At 69.6% G+C, this 20,655-nt stretch carries 16 protein-coding genes and 2 pseudogenes; 7 read left to right on the forward strand and 11 right to left on the reverse strand.

Going from position 1 to position 20,655, the window contains the following annotated elements; translation table 11 throughout:
- Positions 1-802: 802 nt before the first annotated feature.
- Positions 803-1,063, forward strand: coding sequence for a hypothetical protein (locus tag FHR84_RS19620; protein WP_017974860.1), 261 nt, complete (start codon positions 803-805; stop codon positions 1,061-1,063).
- Positions 1,064-1,170: 107 nt separating this feature from the next.
- On the opposite strand, the gene FHR84_RS22600 is transcribed toward FHR84_RS19620, so the two are convergent.
- The 5 genes from FHR84_RS22600 to FHR84_RS19645 form a co-directional block, all read right to left on the reverse strand.
- Positions 1,171-1,653, reverse strand: coding sequence for an STAS domain-containing protein (locus tag FHR84_RS22600; protein ID WP_343075342.1), 483 nt, complete (start codon positions 1,651-1,653; stop codon positions 1,171-1,173).
- A gap of 176 nt (positions 1,654-1,829) precedes the next feature.
- Entirely contained in the window at positions 1,830-3,779 is a 1,950-nt protein-coding gene (locus FHR84_RS19630; protein WP_179537048.1) for an aconitate hydratase, read from the reverse strand.
- 347 nt (positions 3,780-4,126) lie between these two features.
- Positions 4,127-6,490: an AAA family ATPase gene (locus FHR84_RS19635; RefSeq protein ID WP_179537010.1), complete on the reverse strand. Its 2,364-nt coding sequence runs from the start codon at positions 6,488-6,490 to the stop codon at positions 4,127-4,129.
- Positions 6,491-6,595: 105 nt separating this feature from the next.
- Positions 6,596-7,261 (reverse strand): phosphoribosyltransferase, encoded by a 666-nt coding sequence (locus FHR84_RS19640; RefSeq protein ID WP_179537011.1) that lies wholly within the window; start codon positions 7,259-7,261, stop codon positions 6,596-6,598.
- A 192-nt stretch (positions 7,262-7,453) separates the two neighbouring features.
- Positions 7,454-9,187 (reverse strand): ABC-ATPase domain-containing protein, encoded by a 1,734-nt coding sequence (locus FHR84_RS19645; protein ID WP_179537012.1) that lies wholly within the window; start codon positions 9,185-9,187, stop codon positions 7,454-7,456.
- A 222-nt stretch (positions 9,188-9,409) separates the two neighbouring features.
- Here FHR84_RS19645 and FHR84_RS19650 point away from each other — a divergent pair, with 222 nt between their 5' ends.
- Positions 9,410-10,189 carry a GH25 family lysozyme gene (locus FHR84_RS19650; protein WP_179537013.1) on the forward strand — a complete coding sequence of 260 codons (780 nt, stop codon included), beginning with the start codon at positions 9,410-9,412 and terminating at the stop codon, positions 10,187-10,189.
- A gap of 29 nt (positions 10,190-10,218) precedes the next feature.
- On the opposite strand, the gene FHR84_RS19655 is transcribed toward FHR84_RS19650, so the two are convergent.
- Positions 10,219-11,346, reverse strand: coding sequence for an LCP family protein (locus tag FHR84_RS19655; protein WP_179537014.1), 1,128 nt, complete (start codon positions 11,344-11,346; stop codon positions 10,219-10,221).
- Positions 11,347-11,564: 218 nt separating this feature from the next.
- On the opposite strand from FHR84_RS19655, the gene FHR84_RS19660 reads away from it, so the two are divergent.
- Entirely contained in the window at positions 11,565-13,049 is a 1,485-nt protein-coding gene (locus FHR84_RS19660; RefSeq protein ID WP_179537015.1) for an NAD-dependent succinate-semialdehyde dehydrogenase, read from the forward strand.
- Between the two features lie 61 nt (positions 13,050-13,110).
- Here the strand turns inward: FHR84_RS19660 and FHR84_RS19665 are convergent, their stop codons facing one another.
- Entirely contained in the window at positions 13,111-13,800 is a 690-nt protein-coding gene (locus tag FHR84_RS19665; RefSeq protein ID WP_179537016.1) for a GntR family transcriptional regulator, read from the reverse strand.
- 537 nt (positions 13,801-14,337) lie between these two features.
- On the opposite strand from FHR84_RS19665, the gene FHR84_RS23390 reads away from it, so the two are divergent.
- Entirely contained in the window at positions 14,338-14,628 is a 291-nt protein-coding gene (locus FHR84_RS23390; protein ID WP_179537017.1) for a Tn3 family transposase, read from the forward strand.
- A gap of 77 nt (positions 14,629-14,705) precedes the next feature.
- Here the strand turns inward: FHR84_RS23390 and FHR84_RS19675 are convergent, their stop codons facing one another.
- Complete coding sequence (locus FHR84_RS19675; protein WP_179537018.1) at positions 14,706-15,362, reverse strand: class I SAM-dependent methyltransferase; 657 nt, start codon at positions 15,360-15,362, stop codon at positions 14,706-14,708.
- Positions 15,363-15,400: 38 nt separating this feature from the next.
- On the opposite strand from FHR84_RS19675, the gene FHR84_RS19680 reads away from it, so the two are divergent.
- Both FHR84_RS19680 and FHR84_RS19685 read left to right on the forward strand, forming a co-directional pair.
- The gene (locus tag FHR84_RS19680; protein ID WP_179537019.1) at positions 15,401-16,054 is read left to right on the forward strand and encodes a metalloregulator ArsR/SmtB family transcription factor; all 654 of its coding nucleotides are present in this window, start codon (positions 15,401-15,403) and stop codon (positions 16,052-16,054) included.
- A 27-nt stretch (positions 16,055-16,081) separates the two neighbouring features.
- Entirely contained in the window at positions 16,082-17,368 is a 1,287-nt protein-coding gene (locus tag FHR84_RS19685; protein WP_179537020.1) for an MFS transporter, read from the forward strand.
- Between the two features lie 274 nt (positions 17,369-17,642).
- Here the strand turns inward: FHR84_RS19685 and FHR84_RS23395 are convergent.
- Positions 17,643-18,222: pseudogene (locus FHR84_RS23395) on the reverse strand (DUF1062 domain-containing protein).
- Positions 18,223-18,491: 269 nt separating this feature from the next.
- Between FHR84_RS23395 and FHR84_RS23010 the strand changes: the two are divergent.
- The gene (locus tag FHR84_RS23010) at positions 18,492-18,728 is read left to right on the forward strand and encodes an LOG family protein (protein ID WP_281361429.1); all 237 of its coding nucleotides are present in this window, start codon (positions 18,492-18,494) and stop codon (positions 18,726-18,728) included.
- Positions 18,729-18,730: 2 nt separating this feature from the next.
- Here FHR84_RS23010 and pip read toward each other — a convergent pair.
- Together pip and FHR84_RS19705 are read right to left on the reverse strand one after the other, a co-directional pair.
- A pseudogene (gene pip, locus FHR84_RS19700) lies at positions 18,731-19,689 on the reverse strand (prolyl aminopeptidase).
- Positions 19,690-19,834: 145 nt separating this feature from the next.
- Positions 19,835-20,623 carry a pectate lyase gene (locus tag FHR84_RS19705; RefSeq protein WP_246300810.1) on the reverse strand — a complete coding sequence of 263 codons (789 nt, stop codon included), beginning with the start codon at positions 20,621-20,623 and terminating at the stop codon, positions 19,835-19,837.
- Positions 20,624-20,655 lie beyond the last annotated feature (32 nt).

A 20,655-nucleotide genomic window follows, 5' to 3' on the forward strand; every position in this document is an offset into this window, starting at 1 on the left:
TCGGGCCTGCGGCTGATCGTACGAGGCGCTCCGAGTGGATCCGGGAACTCGCGGCTTCGGTCCACGGAGCGGGCGTATCAGTTCAGTCGGCCGACTCGGTCTGTTGCTCGGCACGTCGGCACAGAGGAGTTGATCAATTGGCCCCGTGCGGAGCGTCTCCGGGCTCCGGGTGTGTGCAACCAGTGATTCGTCACGGTGATTCTTGTGGTGGCCACCAGTCCTTGATCACCGACGTCCTCCGCAGGAATCCGGGATGTTCGGGACTCCGCGGCGTGCGGCTCCTGCCGCGTCCCTTCCTCCGATCTGTCGGCTGTCGGGTGCTGTGACGCCTCGTGCGCTCGCTCTCGTGGTGCCACAACTCCCCGCCCCGCGCCACTGGCCCCTCTCGACATCTCCGGACGAACGCAGAACATGGATAATGAATATTATCCACGAAAATGGAGCTGTTCTCGTGGGCGAGTTCACCAGGCCGGCAAACCGACAAGCGGTGCGCATCTCGCTCGGCGGCTCCCCGGGGCCCAGTGGCCGGGATCCTCTCCCGAGACGTACGGTCCCGCCGTGATCGACACGACGGCCGCGCCGTGCCGTCCCCTGCCCCGGAGGTCCGCCGGTGCCCGTTCCCGACAGGTCGGCCGGTGACGCCGGAAACCTCTCCCCTGGGCGCTCCGGTTTTCCGAGGTCGATGGCACCACAGTGGGAAGGACTGCCCCCGCGCGGCGTTCCCCGGGCGTGTGCGGTTGCCGCTTTCGCCCGGGGAACGCATGCTGTGTGTTCGCGACCGCGTTCGGTGAGGAGGACTGTGATGGCGAGCTGCGAGGTCTGCGGCAACGACTACTGGATGACGTTCGAGGTGCACACGGCCGGTAGTCAGGTGCACGTGTTCGACTCGTTCGAATGTGCCGCTCACCGGCTGGCCCCGCACTGCGAGAACTGCGGTTGTCGCGTTCTGGGGCACGGTGTCGAGGACAGTGGGCAGTTCTTCTGCTGCGCACACTGTGCGCGCACCGCCGGAGCGGCGATGGCCGGTGAGTTGCGGGATGCGGTCGGCGCGCACCCGAGCTGAGCGGTGATTTCGACCTCGGTGGTCGGCCTTTCGGGCAGGTGGGGAGGATGCGGTCTCGTCGTGTTCTCCCCACCCGGGCGTATCGGCCTGGGTGAGTGCTGCGCGGGTCAGGGCATTCGGTGCTGCGCCAGCGCGGTGTCGACGCTGTCGTGGCAGTTCAGCCCCACGTCGATTCCGGTGAGTTTCAGGATCCGTTTCGCGCAGCCGGTTCCGGGGACCACGTGCAGATCGATCCCGCGTTGTTCGGCTCGTCGTTGTGCGCGTACCAGAAGTTCGGCGCCCGCCGTGTCGATGAACGACACCTTGTGCAGGTCGATGATCAGCGCGTGCAGCACGGCGGCGGTGAGTCGTTGCCGGATGAGTTCTGCGATGCGCGGCGCCGTGGAGAGGTCGATTTCGCCGTCCATGCCGATCACGGCGATGCCGGGGGCCGGGCGTTGTATGGACATGCGCAGCGCGGGATCGAGGCGGTGCGCCCCCTGGGAGAGTTCGCCTTCCCAGCTGTGCCGTGTGGGGGTTGGCGGTTGTGGTGGGGCGGCTTCGGTGTCGTTGTCCACCACAGCTTTCGAGCCGGTTCGAGAAATGATCACGTTTCCTCCCTTTCGGAGGCCGCCGGTCGGCGAGACCGGGGATGGCGACAGCCGCACGCATCCCCCGCCGTTCGGCGACCGGGATCGGTTCGTGCCTGTCTGCTCCAACCGTGTTTCCCACAGTAGTGCCCCTGCCCGAAAAACAACAACCGATGGTGTTTTCGGGCAGGGGCGGTTCAGCTGCTGCCGGTGGTGTTCTCGGCCAGCATGGGGATGAGTCCTCCGGCGAGGACGGCGCGGACCTGGCGGGGTGAGAGCCGGTGACGCACTCGGTAGTCGCGTCCGCGTGTGGTGTTGTGCAGGGTCAGTTCCGTCTGCTGGTGCAGGTTCTCGTGCAGGCGGTCCAGCCGCAGCGCCTCGCCCTGGGCGATGTCGTCGTAGTCCGCGGGGTCGATGAACTCCAGCGGCAGGATGCCGAAGTTGACCAGGTTCTGCCAGTGTATGCGGGCGTAGGACTTGGCCACGACCAGCTGCAGCCCCAGGTGGCGCGGTGTGATGGCGGCGTGTTCGCGGGAGGATCCCTGGCCGTAGTTGTCGCCGCCGATCACGGCGTGCCCGCTGCCGTGCTGCTGGGCGCGTCGTGGGTACTCGGGGTCGATGCGGGTGAAGGTGAACTCGGCCAGCGCGGGGATGTTGGAGCGCAGCGGCAGTGCTTGTGCTCCGGCCGGGGATATCTCGTCGGTCGAGACGTTGTCGCCGGTTTTGAGCAGCACGGTCAGCTCGAGTTGGCGTGGCGGCGGGGTGAACTCGGGCAGGGCCGAGATGTTGGGGCCTTTGACCGGTTCGATGTTCAGCGCCTCGTCCTCGTCGGGTGGGGCGAGCAGCATGCTGGTGTTGATCGAGGCCCGTTCGGGCAGGTGGGGTTTCGGGTCCGGCAGCTCGAGTTTCTCGGCCAGTTCGCGCGGGTCGGTGATGGTTCCGGTCAGGGCCGAGGCCGCGGCCGTTTCGGGTGAGCACAGCCACACGGAGTCTTCCGGTGTGCCGGAGCGTCCGGGGAAGTTCCGCGGGAAGGTGCGCAGGGAGTTCTGCCCGACCGCCGGGGCTTGCCCCATGCCGATGCAGCCCATGCAGCCGGATTGGTGGATGCGTGCTCCGGAGCCGATGAGGTCGGCGATGGCTCCGGTGCGGGCGAGGTCCTGCAGGATTTCGCGGGACGTGGGGTTGATGTCCACGCTGACCGCGTCGTTGGTCGAGCGTCCGCGCAGCATGTTCGCGACGACGGCGAAGTCGCGCAGTCCCGGGTTGGCCGAGGATCCGATGACGGTCTGGCTGACTTCCCGTCCGCTGACCTCGCTGACGGGGACCACGTTGTCCGGCGAGGAGGGGCGGGCTATCAGGGGCTGCAGGTTCGACAGGTCGATCTCGTCGGTGCTGTCGTAGTGGGCGTCGGGGTCGGCGGCCAGTTCGGTGAAGTCGTGTTCGCGTCCTTCAGCGCGCAGGAATTCGCGGACGGCGTCGTCGGAGGGGAACACGGTGGTCGTCGCGCCCAGTTCGGCGCCCATGTTGGCGATGACGTGGCGGTCCATGGCCGTGAGGTCGGCCAGTCCGGGGCCGTGGTATTCGATGATGCGGTCGACGCCGCCCTTGACGCTGTGGCGGCGCAGCATTTCCAGGATCACGTCCTTGGCCGACACCCACGGCGGGAGCTGGCCGGTCAGGCGGATCCCCCAGATTTCGGGCATGCGGATGCGCAGGGGTTCTCCGGTGATGGCCATGGCGACTTCGAGTCCGCCGACGCCGATGGCCAGCATGCCCAGTGATCCGGCCGCGCAGGTGTGCGAGTCGGAGCCGACCATGGATTTTCCGGGGATTCCGAAGCGCTGCATGTGGGTTGGGTGGGATACTCCGTTGCCGGGTTTGGAGTACCACACGCCGTAGCGTTGTGCCGCTGTGCGCAGGAACTCGTGGTCTTCGGCGTTTTTCCCGTCGGCTTGCAGGAGGTTGTGGTCGACGTACTGCACGCTGACTTCGGTGTGCGCCCGGCGCAGGCCCAGTGATTCCAGTTCCTGCATCACCAGGGTTCCGGTCGCGTCCTGGGTGAGTGTCTGGTCGATGGACAGCGCCACTTCGCGGCCGGGGGTCATCTCCCCGTCCACCAGGTGATCGGCGATGAGTTTGTGGGCCATGGTTCGTGCCGTCACGACGGTTCCCTTCTTCGGCCGATTTCTCGCGAACCGCTCGCCCGCCCCGTTCGGGGCGGTCTCGTGCGTCGTTCGCGGGTGTTTCGCTGTCGAGTTCGGGGTACCCGGGGTCGTGTCGGTTGAAACGATCAGCCGAGGTGATGTTCGGCACCGCGGGCGCGGCGGACGCGCGGTGCCGTGAGTGCCGGGGCGGTGTTCGCAGAGTTGTGGGGCGGAAGCGGGTCGAGAGCCATCCACCCGCGATCGTCCCGGGTTTCTCCTGCCAGCGTGGCCCCGGCCATCAGCACCCGGCCCGGCAGGACCTCGCGGTAGTCGGTGGCCTCCGCCCGGGCTCACCGTTTCGTGGTGGCGCTGTTCGTCCGGGTGGCGTGGCGCCCGCTGGGGGGATCGTCGATCAGCCGCACGGTCAGGGCGTCCTGTTCGGTGTCCACGAGCAGCCCGGTGCCTTCGGGGTGGTCGTCGTCCATGAGCAGGGTCGCGATGCGGTTGTGCAGTTCCCGCTCGATCACTCTCCTCAGGTGCCGGGCCCCGAATTCGCGGTGGTTGCCCCGGTGGACGAGCCAGTTCACGGCCGAGTCGGTGATTTCCAGATGGGTGTTGGTGTCGTGCAGGCGTTTCCTGGTGTCGTCGAGCAGCAGCAGGGCGATCTCGGTGAGTGCTTCGGTGTCGAGTGGTTCGAAGGTGACGATCTCGTCGATGCGGTTGATGAATTCGGGCCTGAAGTACGGGGCCAGCTCCTCGGTCGGGTCGGGCCGGTTCTCCGGGGGCAGCTCGAGGGCCCGTTGGGCGCCGATGTTGGAGGTCATGATCACCACGGTGTTGCTGAAGTCGACCGTTCTCCCGGTCGAGTCGGTCAGGCGTCCGGCGTCGAGCACCTGCAGCAGGGTGTTGAGTATGTCGGGGTGGGCCTTTTCGATCTCGTCGAGCAGCAGCACCGAGTAGGGGCGTTTGCGGACGCTGTCGGTGAGTTGGCCCGCTTCGTCGTGCCCCAGGTACCCGGGTGGGGCGCCGACGAGGCGGGACACGCTGTGCTTTTCCTGGAACTCGCCCATGTCGAAGCGGATGGCGCGTTCGTTCTCCCCGAACAGCGTGGCCGCCAGCGCGCGGGCCAGTTCCGTTTTGCCCACCCCGGTGGGCCCGGTGAACAGGAAGCTGCACAGCGGACGTTGCGGGTCGGCCAGTCCCGCCCTGGCGCGGCGGAGCGTTTCGGCGACGGTGCGGGTGGCTCGTTGCTGCCCCACGACGCGCTGCGCGAGGTGCGTTTCCAGTTCACGGAGCTTGGCTCGTTCGCCGGTGGCCAGTTCGGTGGTCGGTATTCCCGTTCGCGCGGCGACGATTTCGGCGATCGTCTCGGGGTCCAGCAGCGGTTGTCGCCGCGCTGTGGTGGTTCGTTCGTGGCGCAGCCGCAGCCGCGCGCAGGCGTGGTCGAGCACGTCGACCGCTTTGTCCGGTAGGGAGCGGTCGGGGATGTGACGGCTGGTCAGTTCCGCGGCCCGGTGCAGCGCCTGGTCGTCGATCCGGACGTTGTGGTGCTGTTGGAAGCGTTTCCGCAGTCCCCGCAGGATGTCCACCGTTTCGGGCACCGTCGGTTCGGGGACGGTGATCGGGTGCAGCCTGCGTTCCAGGGCGGGGTCCTTTTCGACGTGTCTGCGGTACTCCTCGGTGGTGGTGGCTCCGATCAGTGGGAGTTCGCCGCGGGCCAGCGCCGGTTTGACGATGGTGGCCGCGTCCAACGTGCCCTCCCCGGCTCCGGCGCCGACGAGCGCGTGGATCTCGTCGACGAAGATCACCAGCCCGGATCGTTGCTCGGCGATCTCGCGGAGCAGTTCGCGCAGGCGTCGTTCGAGGTCGCCCCGGTGTTGTGTGCCTGCGACCACGGCGGTCACGTCCAGTGAGATCAGTCGTTTGCCCGCCAGTGGTGTCGGTGCCGTCCTGTTGGTGATGCGGCGGGCCAGTTCCTCCACGATGGCCGTTTTGCCGACACCCGGTTCGCCGAGCAGCACCGGGGCGTTCTTGTCGTGCCGGGCGAGTACTTCCGCGATCTGTTCGAGTTGCTGTTCACGTCCGGTCACCGTGGCCGTGTCGTCGGCGGCGTGGGCCGTCATGTCGTTGCCGAACTCGTCCAGCCACGGTGTCGGGCTCGTCTGCTCGTCCGAGTGCGCGCGGGCTCGGTTGCGTTCGCCCTGCTCGATGGCGCGTGCCAGCGCGCGTCCAGCGGCGGAGTCGGCGTCGGTGGCCACGCCGAGCAGCAGGTGTCTGGTGCCCAGTCGGGCCGCGCCCTCGTGGCGTGCCTGCCGGTGGGAGCCGAGCAGTGCGTGCCGCGCGGCCGCGGTCATCCACGGGTTCGGTTCGGTGGTTCCGCCGGTGGCGTCGCGGGCCCCGGCCAGGGTGCGCAGGCTGCGGGCCAGCCGGTCGACGGCCACCCCGGTTTCGCGCAGCATCCGCGCGGTGGGCCCGGTCTGGGTCAGCGCCCACAGCAGGTGTGTGTCGTCGAGGGCGCTGCTCCCCCAGTCGCGGGCGGCGTGCACGGCGGTGGACAGCACTGTGCGGGCCTGGTCGTCCAGCAGGCCCGCACGTCGGTTGCCGGTCTCGTCCGGGGCGGGTTCGGTGCGGGGTTCCTCGGTGGGGGCGCTCAGTAGCTCGTCGAGCAGCGACTCGACTCCCGGGGACGGTTCGGGGGTGCTGCCGCCACTCACGGGACACTCTCCATCTCGGCACGGGGTTGCGCGTGGCGCGGGAGCCACGCGGTTCGGCGTCCATCATGGACAATGCCGGTCCGGATGTGTGGGGGTGGTCGCCCGTCACGCCGCGGACTCGGCGAGCAGTGTGCGCAGTTCGTCGTCGGCCACGGGACGGAAGTCGCGGTACCACTGGCCGACGGCGGAGAACGCGGCCGGACGTCGCGGGCACACCACCAGGTCGGCTTCCTCGCCCAACGCGGTGACGGCCTCGGGCGCCCCGACCGGCACGGCCAACACGATACGTTGCGGCTCGGACTGCCGAACCCGGCGGATCGCGGCTCGGGCGGTCGCCCCGGTGGCCAGGCCGTCGTCGACGACGATCACGTCCCGCCCGCCCAGCTCCACGGGGGGCAGTTGTTGGTAGTCCCGTTCCTGTTGCCGGGCGTGGGAACGTTCCTGTTCGCACTGCTGGTGCAGCTGTTGCTCGTCGAGACCGAAGGCGTGCAGCAGCCGTTGGTCGTAGGTGGCCGGGCCTTCGGCGGCCACCGCGCCCAGGGCCAGTTCCGGCTGGCCGGGGGCCCCGATCTTGCGGGCCACGCTGGTCCGCACCGGGGCCCGCAGCGCGGCGGCCACCTGCACGGCCACCGGGACACCGCCCCGCGCCAGCCCGAGCACCACCGGGTTGTCCAGCCGGTGCCCGGACAGCTCCTCGCCCAGTACACGTCCGGCGTGAGCGCGGTCGGTGAACACGCTGTCCTCGGGAGCGGGGGTGTCACGTTCTGGCATGGTCGTCTCCTCGAGCCGCTCGGCCGACCGGCGGCTGAGCCCCGTGCCTACCCGGTTCGTCGGCGCGGGGCGGGGTTCGTTCGTCCGGAAGCGGGACGATTTCGCTCCCCCGAGTGAATACCCGACCCGGTCCCGTCCCGAAACGACGTGGGCGGCTCGAAAGGACCTCCGGTGCCCGTGCGGGTGGACCCGTCAGTCCCTGAAGGCCCCGATCCGCAGGGTGCGCAGCCGGTTGAGGGCGGCGGCGAGTTCGAAACGGCGGGGGACGGCGAAGTCGCCGACGTAGCGGTCGTCGACCGCGTGGATCCCCCGCTTGGCCACCTCCGCGTCGAAGGCGTCCAGCACCTCGCGCACGGTGCGGTTCCCGTCGAGCAGTCCCGAGCGGGCGCAGTTGACCAGCGCCAGTCCGATACCGGTCACCTGGCTGGGGTCGACGAGTTGTTCGACGGCGCGCAGTTCCACGGTGGTCTGGCCGAGCGTGAGGGCGTCGGTGCCGCGGGAGCGCACTTTGGGGCGGTCGGTGTCGATCGAACGGGGGTCGGGCATGCGCGAGCGCACCGCGGGGAAGGTTTCGGCTTCGCGGTGCCGACCGGTGGGGGTGCTGGCCAGGCCGCGGGCGCGTTCGGTGACCTCGTGGCACCGGTAGGAGTCCAGCATCAGCACCCGGTCGGCCACGTCCATGTAGTCGCCGGAGCCGCCCATGACCATCACCGTGGACACTCCGTGCCTGTCGTGCAGCGGGCGGATCAGGTCCAGGAAGGGGGTCAGCGGTTCGGAGTCCTTGGCGACCAGTTCCTGCATCCGCGCGTCACGGATCATCAGGTTGGTGGCGGCGGTGTCCTCGTCCAGCAGCAACGCCCGGGAACCGGCTTCGACCGCTTCGACGATCGAGGCGGCCTGCGAGGTCGACCCCGAGGCGTTGTCGGTGGAGAAGTCGCTGGTGTCGGTGCCGGTGGGCAGGTGGCTGACGAACGGGCTGACATCGACCCGGTTGACTCGCCTGCCGTCCTCGGCGCGCACTTTGACCGTGTCCTCGCGGCAGACCACCAGTTCCCTGCCGTCGCCGGGCACGTGGTCGTAGATGCCGTGTTCCAGTGCGCGCAGCAGCGTGGACTTGCCGTGGAAACCACCGCCGACGATGAGGCTGATCCCCTCGGCGATGCCCATCCCGGCCACGCGTCCCCGGTTGGGGAGGTCGAACTCGACGCGCAGCGAGTCGGGTGAGGAGAACGGCACGGCCTGTTGCAGGGGGCGGTCGTCGATGCCGCTGCGTCGGGGCAGCACCGCCCCGTCGGCCACGAACGCCACCAGGTTCCGCTGGGGCAGTTGCCTGCGCAGCGCGTCGGTGTCCTCGATGGAGTCGACGAACTCCCGCACACGTTGCTGGTCGGCCGTTTTCCAGCGCAGCCCGTTCTCGACGGCGGAGGGCAGGTCGCGGCACAGCGCCTGCTCGGCCTGCTTGCCGTCGATGCTGCGGCCCTTGCCCGGCATGTCGATGCCCAGGCGCAGCACCACGGCTCCGTCGACGATCTGGCACGAGCTCCGGTCCAGCACCTGCTGGTTGCCCGCGTCCACGCCCAGCCTGCTGTCCCGCAGCCCGCGGTGCACCGCGCGCACCAGCACCCCGGCCAGGCCGCGCGCCCGCACCGGGTTCGACCACAGGTCCGCGGGAAAGCCCGCGTGTTCGGGGTCGACACGTACTTCGCACCGGCTGGCGGGCGCGTAGGGGTCCGGCTGGACTTTTTGGACGTCCAGGGTGAAGCCGTCGAACGACCAGTTCCCGCTCAGGGATTTGTAGCGCCCGTAGCTGGCGCCGTGCATCGACCGTAGTTGTTCGCGTAGCCCTTCGGCGGTCCGTTTGGCGGGAGGGGCGCCTTGCGCGCGCCCGCCGCCGGGGCCTCGATTGTTGTTCGCTCGTTGTGCCATCCCCCGATGGGTACCCGAGGCGACTGTGAATATCCAATCGTGGTCCGCCCGGCGCGTGCTGCACGTGACACAGCACAAATCCGGTAGTGTCCACCGCGGATCCGGTCAACACGCTGTGTGACCGTTCTTGCACAGTCAGGGTCCCCGATTGCGAGGAGGCTCAGCACCGTGATCGACCTCAGCTCCCCTCGCTCCCCCCGCCGGGAGAAGCACCGAGGCCGTGTGACCGGTGCCGCGCGTCTGGCGGGCGCGTTCGCGCTGGCCGTGGCCGGGCTGGGTAGCACTGCCGCCGCCGTGCCACACCCCGACGGTGTCGCCCCCGCTCCCCGAGATCCCGGGCCGTCCGTGCACGGCATGGACGTCAGCGGCCACCAGGGAGAGGTGGACTGGCGCGGCGCGTGGAGCTCCGGAGCCCGGTTCGCCTATGTCAAAGCCACCGAGGGGACCGGGTTCCGCAGCTCCACCTACCGGGCACAGTCCTCCGGGGCACGCGCGGTGGGGATGCTGCGGGGGGCCTACCACTTCGGACGTCCCGATGTGTCCGGAGCCGCCGAGCAAGCCCGTTTCTTCGTGAACCACGGGGGCGGCTGGGTGCCCGACGGGCGCACCCTGCCGGGGGTGCTCGACATCGAGTACAACCCCTACGGCCCCGACGACTGCTACGGGCTGGGGCCGGCGAGGATGAGCCAGTGGATCGCCGAGTTCAGCGACACCTACCGGGGGTTGACCGGCCGCTTCCCCGCCATCTACACCACCAGGAACTGGTGGAACACCTGCACCGGGGGGAACACCGGTTTCGCGGAGAACAACCCGCTGTGGGTGGCCCGCTACGGTCCCGAGGTGGGGCAACTACCCGCCGGGTGGGCCCAGCACACGATGTGGCAGCACGACAACGGGGGCACCTTCCCCGGTGACCAGAACCTGTTCAACGGCAAGATGGCCGCGTTGAAACGGTTCGCCGCTGGGACTCCGCGGCAGCGGGCGGCCGCGGAACGGTCGTGATCGCCGCGGCCGCCGTCGGGACGTTTTCCCTAGCCGCCGAGGGTTCCCTCGGGGACCGGCCGGTCGTTGGCGATCGCCTCGAACAGGCGGGAAGCCCGTGCAGAGTCCCACTTGACCACGGACTGGCCGTTGAGCGTGCCGAAACCGGAGATGGGCACGGTGCCGGTGATCCCGTTGCCCGACGAGATGTCACCCATCGACCAGGCCAGCCCCGTCAGGTGCCACACGTGGTCGCCGTTGTCCAGCAGGAAGGTGTCACCTGCCGCCGAGATCAACGGGAAGGTCCGTAGCGGGTTCAACAGCGTCGTCGGGCTGGTGGCCTTGTCGATCAGGGCACCGAGGAGTTTGCGCTGGTTCTCGACCCGCTGCAGATCCCCCTCCGGGTAGGCGCGGCTGCGCACGAAACCGAGAGCCTGCCGCCCGTCGAGCTGTTGGCACCCCTGCTTCAGGTCGATCCCCGCCTTGGGGTCGTTCAACGGCTGGTCCAGGCACATCTCGACCCCGCCGACCGCTTCGACCAGGCTGGCGAACCCGCCCAGGCCGATCTCGGCGTAGTGGTCCATGTGCACCCCGGTGGCGTTTTCCACCGTGCGCACCAGCAGCTGCGGCCCCCCGATCGCGAAGGCCGCGTTGAGCTTGTTCCGCCCGTTTCCCGGGATCGGCACCGAGGAGTCCCGGGGCAAGCTGATCAGCGACGGATCACCACCGCCGGCGGGCACGTGCAGCAGCATCATGGTGTCCGTGCGCCTGCCCCCGGCGTCTCCGGCGGACAGTTCCTCCCGGCGGGACTCGTCCAGCCCCTGTCTGCTGTCGGAGCCCACCAGCAGCCAGTTGGTCCCGGGAGTGTCGCCGACCCGACCCTGGTAGTCGTCCAAAGCGCCGGTGCGCTGCAGGGAACTGTCCACGTAGACCACGAGGCCCACCAGCAACAGCAGTATCACCAGCAGCGTGATCCCGATACGACGGCCCCAGCGTTTCTTCTTCTTCCGCGGAGTGCCCGGGCCCGCCGCGCCGGGCCCGGTGCCGGGCTGCTCCCGCTGGGAGGGGGCCCGGTCGGACGACCGCGGGTCGCGGTGATAGTAGTCGTAACCGTTTCCCCGCCGGCCACGGCCCGTGGCGCCACGCCGGTTCGGCTGATTCGCCGACCAATCGCTCATGGCCGGTAATCTATCCGCCCCCTGATCCCCCTTCGACCCCGGTCACCCGACCGGTGGGTGGCTACCCTGTGCCCACCGGGTCCGCCCGTGCGCGCGAGTCGGACACCGACAACGACCGACAACACGCGAAGCCCGCGCTGCCCCGCGAGCGCCGCCGCGGATGGAATCATCGTCGACGGGTCCTGTTCGCCGCCGACATCGAAGGGCATCCTGCAACCATGAGCGTCAACGACCAGCCGAGCGATCCGCGGGAAAGCACCGTCGTGGACGACGTTGCCAAGCAGCTCCTCGTCGACGGCAAATGGCGCCCCGCCACCGGCGGCGGCACGTTTCCGGTCGAGGACCCGTCGACCACGACGACCCTGTGCTCGGTGGCCGACGCCACCTCCGACGACGCGCTGGAGGCGCTGGCCGCCGCAGACAGGGCCCAGAGCTCCTGGGCCGCACATCCCCCGCGGGAACGCGGCGAGATCCTGCGGCGGGCCTTCGAAACGATCACCTCCAGGCACGAGGACCTGGCGCTGTTGATGACCCTCGAAATGGGCAAACCGCTGGCCGAGTCCCGCGCCGAGATCACCTACGCGGCCGAGTTCTTCCGCTGGTTCGCCGAGGAGGCCGTCCGCATCGACGGTGACTACACGGTCTCACCGAACGGCAGGGGGCGGGTGCTGGTGCTGCGCCAGCCGGTCGGTCCCGCGCTGATGGTCACCCCGTGGAACTTCCCGATGGCCATGGGAACCCGCAAGATAGGTCCCGCCGTGGCCGCGGGCTGCACCATGGTGATGAAACCGGCCCACCAGACACCGCTGACGATGCTGGCCCTCGGCGACATCCTCACCGAGGCCGGCCTGCCCGACGGGGTGCTCAACATCGTCACCGCCCACGGCGCCGGCTCGGTGATGCGCCCGATGATCGAGGACGGTCGGGCCCGCAAACTGACCTTCACCGGATCGACGCCCGTGGGACGCAAGCTGATCGAGCAGTCGGCCGGGCAGGTGCTGAACGTGTCCATGGAGCTCGGCGGCAACGCGCCCTTCCTCGTGTTCGACGACGCCGATGTGGACGCCGCCGTCGACGGGGCCATGCTGGCCAAGATGCGCAACGTCGGCGAAGCCTGCACCGCGGCCAACCGGTTCTACGTGCACGACAGCGTCGCCGAGGAGTTCACCCGCAAGCTCACCGAGCGCATGGAGGCGCTGCACGTGGGCCGCGGAGTCGACGACGGGATCGAGGTGGGGCCGCTGATCGACGCGGGCCAGCTCGACAAGGTCGTCGAACTCGTCGACGACGCGGTCGCCAAGGGTGCGCGGGTGGAAACCGGAGGGAGCCGGGGCGACGGGCAGGGCCACTACTACCTGCCGACGGTGCTGACCGGGGTGCCCTCCTCAGCCCGGATGACCCGGGAGGAGATTTTCGGGCCCGTGGCACCGATCACCACCTTCACCGAGGAGCACGAGGCCACAGCCGCGGCCAACGACACCGAGTTCGGCCTGGTCAGCTACGTCTACACCCGGGATGTGCAGCGCGCGCTGCGGATCAGCGAAACCCTGCAGGCGGGGATGGTGGGGCTCAACCAGGGGGTGGTGTCCAACGCGGCCGCCCCCTTCGGAGGGGTCAAGCACTCCGGAATCGGACGGGAAGGCGGCAAGGTCGGCATCGACGAGTACCTGGAGACCAAGTACGTGGCCGTCGGCGGTCTGTGACCGCCCGGGGACGTGCCACCGCACCCGGGCCGGTTCGAGCCCGTCCCGGGTGCGCGGTGGTCTACTCCTCCAGCGAGGACGTCAGCCGTTCCAAGGCGTCGTTCATGTGCGCTTCCAAGCGGCTCAGCACAAGCTGCTCGTCTCCCGCCTCGATCGCGTCCACCAACCCCTTGTGCTCGTCCACCAGTGCCTGCGTGTCAGCCGGGTAGGTGTCGACGAGGGCTCCCAGACACATGCGTTTCTCCACCAGCAGCGTCTGGGCCATCCGCTGCAGTCGAGGACTGCGGGAAGCCGCCACCAAGGTCTCGTGGAACTCCTGGTCGGCCTCGGTGAGCCCCGCACTGTCGTCCTTGGCCACGGCAGCGACCATCTTGGCGTGCGCGGCGGTCAGTTCGGCCACCGCGTCCACCCGGTGATGTCGCACTATCTGCTCGCAAGCGGTGCGTTCCACCGCCAGCCGCGCCACGTAGACGTCGTGAACGTCCTCGGGTTCCATCGTGGTCACGAACAGACCCCGGTGGGGTTCGCTCTGCAGCAAACCCTCCTGCACGAGCCGTTGCATCGCTTCCCGCAGAGGCCCACGGCTGACACCGAGTTGGGCAGCGAGATCGGCCTCCCCGAGTTGGCTGCCCGGTGCCAGCGATCCGTACATGATCGCCGAACGCAGTTGGTCGGCCACGATCGCCGCCGTGGATTTCCGCTGGACCGGCTCCAACTCCCCGGCCTGGTTCTGTTCGTCGACTCCCAACATCTCGCACCCTCTCGTCAATTCGAGGTCCCCACCCCGGGCCGCGGGGCGGGGCGGCTGCGGCGCGACGGCTGTGCGTGCACTCGTATCGCCCGGCCGAGCGAGGTGTCTCGTGCACCGATGCCCGAGCCGAGGACGTGTTCCCCACGTCTTCGCGCCGCATCCGACGCCGCGGCGGCCACGAGCACGGCACCCGGGCATGACGTCCTGCCCGGACAACCGCACGGATCCACGTACCCGAGGTCCCCACGACGGAAAACCACGTCTCGTGGGCCGACGACCGCTGCGCGCCACGAAGAGCGAGGCCACGCGTGCCGGAGCAACGACATTCGCACTCACGGTACGCGCCACCGACAACCCCTTTCGTGCATGTCGGCCCGAACGGGCGTGCGCAACGGCCTTTCGATCATCGCCACCGAGACGCCGATTGTTGACAATGCTACCCCTTTCGGGGCCCGCGTTTAACAATGAAGGAAATTCGTCTCATCGGAGCACGGTGGCACGCGGCCGCAACCGACGGGCCGCGCAACAGCACATCCGGTGCGCACAGCCGCCGCGCAGCCCAGGCATCCGGCCGTGGTGCGTCCCGTCACAGGCAAGGCGGACGTGCCGGAAACGACCGCTCCAACCGCGACGACCACCCCGCGAACCAACGCCCCCCTCCCCGACTGCCCACCGGCAGCACACGCCGAAGAAGCAGCGGCCAGCTCTTCGCTGGTGACAAGTGCCGTGATCACCTGGAACACCGCCCACCTCGAGCTCGTGCTCGAGCGGCTGGCCGAGCGACGCGGGCGCGTGGCCCCGGATCCACCGGCCCGCATCTCCCCGTGAGGCACCTGCGAATTCCCCGTCGGGGCCGAGCACGCGCGCACCGGCTGCCGAGCGTTGCGCGACCTCGCGAAGTGGGGCTAACGCGGCACGGTCTGGGTGATGCGCCACAGCCGCCGCGGTAGCTCGCCCTCGGTGAAGGGCTGCACCTCGTGCAGGTGCCAGCCGTCGGCGAGGTCGTCGACCAGGGCGCGGGAGAAGAAGTGCACGGCGAAGCCGCCGTGTTCGTAGATGTCGTCGCCGTGGGCGGTGCCGGTGCCGTAGTGGGCATCGCCGGTGTGGCGCACGGTGTAGACGAGGGCGCCGCCCGGCCGTAGCACGCGAGCGATCTCGGTCGTCAGGGCGTGGATCTCGTCAGTGGACAGCGCCATGCACAGCAACATGTGCGCGAACACCCCGTCCAGACAGGCCTCGGGGAAGGGAAGTGGCTCGCGGGCGTCGTGCGCGGTGGTGTGCACCTGCTCGGCACGTCCCTCGCAGGTGGCCTGGGTGCGGAGCTGGTCCAGCCCGGTGGTGCTGAAGTCCGCGGCGTGCACGACGAAGCCCTCACGGGCGAAGTGCATCGCATCGCGGCCGTGGCCGGCCCCGAGTTCCAGGACCGAGCCCGCACCTGCGGCGCGGAAGACCGCGGCGGCGTGCTGGGCGGGAGCGGAGGGCTGCCAACCGTACATCTCCGGGTTCGCGGTGTGGACCGACTGCCAGTGGTGCTGCTGGTCACGGTTCAGGCTGGCGGACATGTCTCCATTGTTCCACGGAAATATGGAACAATGGCCTCGTGGCCGTGGACAAGACTGATCTGTACGACGCCGTCGCCGGCACTGGTAAGGCCTTGGCGCACGGCAAGCGCCTGGAACTGCTGGAACTGCTGGCCCAGGGCGAACGCCCCGTCCGAGAGCTGGCCCGGACGGTGGAGCTGAAGCTGAGCACCGCCTCGGCCCACCTGCAGGTGCTGCACGAAGCCGGACTCGTGACCACGCGCAGACGGGGAACGAGCGTGCTGTACCAGCTGGCCGGCGCCGACGTGGCCGGGCTGCTGTCGGTGCTGTGCCGGGTCGCCGACGCCCACCGCGCCGAAGTGGAAACCGTTCGCCGTGCCCACCTCGACGCCGAGGACATCCGGCTGGTCGGCCGCGAGGAACTCCTGAACGCCGCCGGTGAGGGCCGGGCGCTGGTGCTGGACGTGCGTCCCGCCGAGGAGTACGCGGCCGGGCACGTACCCGGCGCGGTCTCCATCCCCCTGGACCAGCTGGCCGACCGGTTGGCCGAGATCCCGCCCGAGACCGACGTCGTCGCCTACTGCCGTGGGCGCTACTGCGTGCTCTCCTACGACGCGGTGCGGCTGCTGCGGGCCGGCGGACGCGACGCCGCGCTGCTGGAGGACGGCATCCTCGAATGGCGCCGCGACGGCCTGCCCATCACCACTGCTTGACCCACCACTTCCCCCGAAGGAACCGTGATGACCACCGCGCCCGCGCCCGCGCTGCACCCTGCCCAACGACGCATCCTGACCGTCCTCGTCGCCGCACAGATCCTCAGTGGCGCCGGGCTGGCCGCAGGCATCACCGTCGGCGCCCTGCTGGCCGAGGACATGCTCGACACCACGGGCCTGTCCGGCCTGCCCAGCGCCCTGTTCACCGCCGGATCGGCCGCAGCGGCCGCCCTGATCGGACGCACCTCCCAACGCCGGGGACGCCGCACGGGCCTCGCGGCCGGCTATGCCGCCGGGGCGCTGGGGGCTCTCGGTGTCGTGATCGCCGCCACCATCGACAACGTCGCGCTGCTGTTCATCGCCCTGATCATCTACGGCTCCGGCACCGCCACCAACCTGCAAGCCCGCTACTCCGGCGCCGACCTGGCCACACCCGCGCACCGCGCTCGCGCTCTGAGCACCGTGCTGGTGGCCACCACCCTCGGCGCCGTCCTCGGCCCCAACCTGGTCACCCCGCTGGGCACGCTGGCCCGGGCCTGGAACATCCCGCCGCTGGCCGGACCCTTCCTGCTGGCCGCCGTCGCCTACGGCGCCGCCGGAATCGTGCTGTGGTCGTTGCTGCGCCCCGACCCCCTGCTCACGGCGCGCACCCTGGACGACCCGGACACACCCCGACCGGGGAGCAGCACCGCGGCCCCGAACTCCTCGGCCGACAACAGGCGCCTTGTGCTGCTCGGGGCCGCGGTCATGGTCCTGGCCCAACTCGTCATGGTCGCGATCATGACGATGACCCCGATCCACATGCAGCACCACGGACACTCCGTCGGCGCGGCCGGAGCCGTCATCGCCGTGCACATCGCCTCGATGTACCTGCCGTCCCCGCTGAGCGGTCTCCTCGTCGACCGCTACGGCCGGACGCCCATCGCGGCTGCCTCCGGCCTCACCCTGCTGGCGGCGGGACTGGTGGCCGCCTTCGCCCCAGCACAGTCGGTCGCGCTGCTGGCGATAGCGCTCGGACTGCTGGGGCTGGGATGGAGTCTCGGACTGGTCAGCGGCACCGCGATCATCACCGACAACACCTCGCCGGCCACCCGCGCCAAAACCCAAGGCCTGGTCGACGTCACCATCGCCGTTGCCGGAGCCGGCGGCGGGCTGGCCTCCGGCGTGATCGTGGCCGCCGGAAGCTACACCCTGCTGTCCCTGGTCGGAGGCGTTCTCGCCGTGGCCCTGCTGCCCCTCATCAAGCTGACCACACGCACCCGTAGCACCCCGCACCCAGACGACCGGCGCGCACCCACACCAGTCGGCCACTGACGACCGACAGCACCCCTCGTTGCCAGACTCCGGGCGAAGGTCTCGCCACACCCCGCGCAAACGGTGTCCGACTCGGCCGGCCACCGGCCATGACACCCGAACAGGTCCGCCACGCCCGCGCCCGCTCACGTGATACGGCTCCGGTCGAACCGGCACACGGCGACTGTCAGGGTGTCCATCCGGCCGTCCACGACTTCATGCTGCTGGAGCCGCCCCGGGCGAGGTGTGTTTCGCGCGGGCACTCGAGGGCACGCGCGCCGCGGCTACCTTCCCGCTACTTCCCGGCCAGCACAGTGAAGGTGAACCCGGTACTCGTCGGACGGCGCAGCGGAATGTCGCACTTGATCCGGCGCAGCACCTCGTTCCTGCTGAGGCCGAGCCCGTGGGCGATGAGCCGTTCCGGGCGCACCGGCACCGGATCGTCGAAGACGACCTCCACCTGGACCGGCCACGTCTCGTCGAGCCAGGCCGACGGGGTGTCCAGCCGCCAGCTCCCCTCCCAGTCCAGGGCGACGCGGTTGCGCCGGGCGAGCAGCGGATCCAACAGCTCGGACGCCACCAGTTCCGGATCGTTGACGCGGTAGCCGTTCGTTGACGCGGTAGCCGTCGAGCTCGGCCCGACCGAAGGACCTGACCGACGCTCGCTCGTGCACGGTGAGCTTGCTCGTCCGGCCGCAGGACACGCAGCGGACCAGCAGCCACACGTCCAGCAGCTTGCCGTTGGCGTTGACGCGGAACCTGCCCTCGCCGGTGGTGGCCGACTTCGACCGGCAGTCCACGCACCGCAACGACAGCAGAGGCAGCCTGGTCCGACGAACGACCCAGGACAGCACGGTATGAGGTTGTGAAGGCATGAGCTCTCCAGAGACCTGACACGAGGCCGATCGCACGCGGCCTCGAACGCTGTATGACCGGGCGCGCATGGACAGCCCGGCAGAAGCCGACAGGAGGGTCGGCTTGAAGGTGAGCGGAAGAAGGTGTCAGCTCTGGAGATCAGGCGGGGTCACGCGGTTTTGTCCTCTGTCCTCACTGAGATGGGCCGCAGGCAACCTACGGGAGCGCCGAAGGGAACCTCAAACGGTTTTCCGAGGCGGAGAGCGTCCAGGGCACCTCGCCCCAGCCGCTGCACACCAAGCCCACCGGGCTGCTCAACTCGGGCGGGTTCTACGACTCCCTGCTTGCGTTCCTCGACCACGCCGTCGACGAACAGTTCCTGCGCCAGCCCCACCGTGATCTCGTGCTGGCCGAGGCCGATCCCGAACGGCTGCTGGGGAAGATGCGCGCCTGGACCGCACAACCGGTCCCGAAGTGGTTCGATCCCCCGCACTCGTCCGACACCGAGGCCACCGCCCCCGGTTGACCTCAACCGGGCGGGCGCGCTGCCGCTGCCTCGAGCGCGTCGACCAGCCGCCGCACGGTGTCGTCCCCGGCGCCGTGCGCATCGGCCTCGACGATGTGCAGCGCGGCACGCGGGAGATTGTCCGCGACGTCGACGACCGCGCTCAACGGCGAGGCGACGTCGAGCCGACCACGAAGCAGCGTCGCCGGGATGTCGGCGATGCGCTCGAGCCGCCCGACGATCCCGTGGTCGGGCAGGAAACCGTGGTTGGCGAAGTAGTGGGTCACCAGCCGGGTGAACCCGAGCCGGAACCGTGGATCGGCGAAGCGGGCAGCGCGCTCGACCGGGCCGCTGAGCGTCGCCAGCCGATCCTCCCAGGCGCACCACGCCTCGGCGGCTGGCCCGTGCACATCCGGGTCGGGCGAACGCACGAGCGCGTTGAACGCGGCGGGAATGCTGCCCTCGCGCCACTGCTCGGGCAGAGCGGCGAGCAGTTCCGCGTGTTCGTGGGGGTGGACGTGACCCATCGTGCGCGTCAGCCACTCGATCTCGTAGGCGCGCGTGGTCACCACCGCCCACAGCACGAGCTCACTGACCCGCTCCGGGTGCTGCACGGCGTACGCCAACCCCAGAGTGCTGCCCCAGGAGGCACCGAAAAGCAGCCAGCGCTCGATGCCGAGATGCTGCCGCAGCAGCTCCATGTCCGCGAGCAGGTGTTGTGTGGTGTTGTGGTCCAACGCGGCGACGTCGTCGCCGGCGTGGGGGTGCTGCGCCCGCACCCGCGCTGGTCGAACAGCACCACGCGGTACAGCTCGGGGTCGAAGAACCGGCGCCAGGAGGCCGGGGCTCCCGAACCGGGGCCGCCGTGCAGCACGACCGCGGGTTTGCCGTTCGGGTTGCCGCACGTCTCCCAGTAGAGGCGATGGCCCTGTCCCACATCGAGCACACCGGTTTCGTGGTGCTGTGTCACCGGATGGGTCATCGGCCCAACCTACGGTGGTCCGCCGTGCCACGTCACGTGGCTGCCGTCGCCCCGGCGGTCCGTTCGGGCACCGCACCGGGGTGCCGCCGAACGCGCCCCGGCGGCGATGTGCCCACCACCGGGGCGCGTGGCCAGCGGTTCGGTGTCATTCGAAGGTGATGTCCGAGCTGTCGTAGCGGCAGTTGTCACTGGGGCCGCTGCCGACCTTCTCGGGTTCCCCGCTGTCCTCGTTGCCCTCGTACCAGCCGCAGATCTCCATCTCGGAGTCGCCGACGACCGTGACGTCGGAGAACTCGGCGGTGTCTCCGTAGTTGGTGTTGATCCCGGCCAGGGTGAGCCCGGGGGCGGTGGCGGTGACGTTCTCGATGACCACGTGACGGTCGGTCTGGTCACTGCAGTTTCCGCAGGACCGGTACAGCTTGCCGAAGTCCTCGACCTGGAAACCGCTGATCGTCATGGTCCCGGCCCCGTTGGCCTGGAACACCTTGTCCTCGGCGAGCTGCGCGCCGCCTCCTTCCACGGTCATCGTCGCCGAGGCGCTGTCGGCGTCGAACGTCGCGGCGTCCTCGCCGACGTCCTCCCACCACACGTTGCGCAGTGTGCACGACCCTTCGCAGTGGATGCCGTCGGCGGCCGGCGCGCCGATGATCACGTTCTCCAACGTGGCACCGTCGGCGAGTTCGAAGATCGGTGGCTGGCCCTCGTCCTGGCCCCCGCCGCCGAGATCGCCCTCCCCGTAGTACCGGGTGAGTTCACCGTCCATCGTGCCTTCGACGGTGATGGTGGACCCGACCGCCTGCTCGCCCTGCGCTCCGGGGATGGGCACCTCGGCGTGGGAGGCGGGGGCGATCAGCGCCGTGCCGAGCACGGTCAGCGCGCACACCCCCGCCGCGTACAGATGTTTCCGGATGTGTAACGAAACGCGAGATATCAACGTCGGCTCTTTCCTCAGCGAGACAGAAAACG

Origin of the sequence: Actinopolyspora biskrensis, assembly GCF_013408175.1 — a bacterium.
Lineage (GTDB): Bacteria > Actinomycetota > Actinomycetes > Mycobacteriales > Pseudonocardiaceae > Actinopolyspora > Actinopolyspora biskrensis.

Excerpts from the sequence above, each read along its gene's own strand:
- FHR84_RS19630 (WP_179537048.1), bottom strand. The coding sequence starts at position 3,779 with ATGGCCCACAAACTCATCGCCGATCACCTGGTGGACGGGGAGATGACC.
- FHR84_RS19675 (WP_179537018.1), bottom strand. The coding sequence starts at position 15,362 with ATGTCCGCCAGCCTGAACCGTGACCAGCAGCACCACTGGCAGTCGGTC.
- FHR84_RS19655 (WP_179537014.1), bottom strand. The coding sequence starts at position 11,346 with ATGAGCGATTGGTCGGCGAATCAGCCGAACCGGCGTGGCGCCACGGGC.
- FHR84_RS19685 (WP_179537020.1), top strand. The coding sequence starts at position 16,082 with ATGACCACCGCGCCCGCGCCCGCGCTGCACCCTGCCCAACGACGCATC.
- FHR84_RS19620 (WP_017974860.1), top strand. The coding sequence starts at position 803 with ATGGCGAGCTGCGAGGTCTGCGGCAACGACTACTGGATGACGTTCGAG.
- FHR84_RS19660 (WP_179537015.1), top strand. The coding sequence starts at position 11,565 with ATGAGCGTCAACGACCAGCCGAGCGATCCGCGGGAAAGCACCGTCGTG.
- FHR84_RS19665 (WP_179537016.1), bottom strand. The coding sequence starts at position 13,800 with ATGTTGGGAGTCGACGAACAGAACCAGGCCGGGGAGTTGGAGCCGGTC.
- FHR84_RS19645 (WP_179537012.1), bottom strand. The coding sequence starts at position 9,187 with ATGGCACAACGAGCGAACAACAATCGAGGCCCCGGCGGCGGGCGCGCG.
- FHR84_RS19640 (WP_179537011.1), bottom strand. The coding sequence starts at position 7,261 with ATGCCAGAACGTGACACCCCCGCTCCCGAGGACAGCGTGTTCACCGAC.